Origin of the sequence: Endozoicomonas sp. ONNA1 (genome assembly GCF_024606325.1) — a bacterium.
Classification (GTDB): domain Bacteria; phylum Pseudomonadota; class Gammaproteobacteria; order Pseudomonadales; family Endozoicomonadaceae; genus Endozoicomonas_A.
In genome coordinates this window covers 1-1,285 of record NZ_JAHHPN010000841.1, presented here as the reverse complement: position 1 = coordinate 1,285, position 1,285 = coordinate 1, and the positions used below count along the sequence as shown (strand labels likewise).

The following is a 1,285-nucleotide window of genomic DNA, read 5'->3' as shown; positions in this document are numbered from 1 at the left end:
CCCGGATAAGTTTTTCCCCGATTGGACGTTTTATCTTGCCTGTTTTGAGGGGGACTTGGATCAGGTGGAGAAGTCACTGGCAGAGGGAATCAATGTCAATGTCGTTATGAATAATGGTTTCACTGCCTTGCTATTGGCATCCATCCAGGGGCACAAGGACATCGCCGAGTGTCTGATCAATGCCGGGGCGAATCTCAACGCCCGGACTGAGAGAGGTTCCACCTCGCTGTTCATCGCTGCTCAGAAGGGCCATACTGGCATCGTGAAACTCCTGATCGAAGCCAAGTCGGATCTCAACGCCCAAAATAACAATGGCGCCACCGCACTGTTCATCGCTGTTCAAAAAAATAACATCGACTGCGTGAAAGTCCTGGTTAACGCCGGGGCCGATCCCGACGCTGCCTTGTTGGATGGCACCACTTCGCTGTTCTTTGCTGCCCAACAAAATGACAGCGACTGCGTGAAACTCCTGATCGAAGCCAAGGCAGATCTTGACGCCTGTACCAAGAATGATGACACCCCGCTGCTCATTGCTGCTGCGAAAGGCAATACCGACTGCGTGAAACTCCTGATTGAAGCCAAGGCGGATCTCAACGCCCGGGCCAAGAGTGGCGCCACCGCACTGTTCATGGCAGCCCAAGAGGGCAATACTGACTGCGTGAAAGCCCTGACCGAGGCCGGAGCAAGGTAGTTAACAGAGGCAAGACAGGGAACAAAGGAAAGACGTTATCTTTTCCGGTAAATACAGCTTTCAGATGTTAAGGCGATCTACAAGAAACGGTGGAAAGTCGAGACCCTGTCAGGGCTGAAAGCTTCTCTGGGGCAGTTGAGAACAGTTGACTGCGTAATCTGAGTTATTTTCTTGATCTATCCTTCCTGTCTGTTCACCAGAGTACAAGGATAGAATGACTAAGCACTCACTCTTTGCAGCACCATTGTTAATCATGACATTGTCCGTCGTCTGTCAGGCTCAACCGATGACAAGACGTTTTGTTGTCGAGACTGAAAAGAAGCCATCCTTTAATCCGATGAAACAAAAAGAGCTGGGTCAGGATCACCCGTTTGCGGCCATCATTATGATGCCTGGCTCTGGAAATGCCCGGCAACAACACCCGCCATCAGAGTCATCGGGGCAGCAAACTCAGGGTGCCAACGCCTGCCCTGCAGGCTCTTTCAGCAACTCCTTTTATTCTGACTCTGCCGATGGTAGCGAAGGCTCACAGCAACTTTTGCATACTTTGGGTTTAGATTGTTTCGTCTTTCCCTGTCATGGCGTTTGTCAATT

The 1,285-nt window shown here is 50.9% G+C and carries 2 protein-coding genes; both read left to right on the top strand.

Translation table 11 applies throughout. The features are described 5' to 3' along the window. A partial coding sequence (locus tag KDK19_RS19795; protein WP_257292699.1) for an ankyrin repeat domain-containing protein occupies positions 1 to 691 on the top strand: 691 nt, incomplete at its 5' end. Between the two features lie 214 nt (positions 692 to 905). After that, positions 906 to 1,285: hypothetical protein (locus tag KDK19_RS19790; RefSeq protein ID WP_257292698.1), on the top strand; the 380-nt coding region annotated here is incomplete at its 3' end.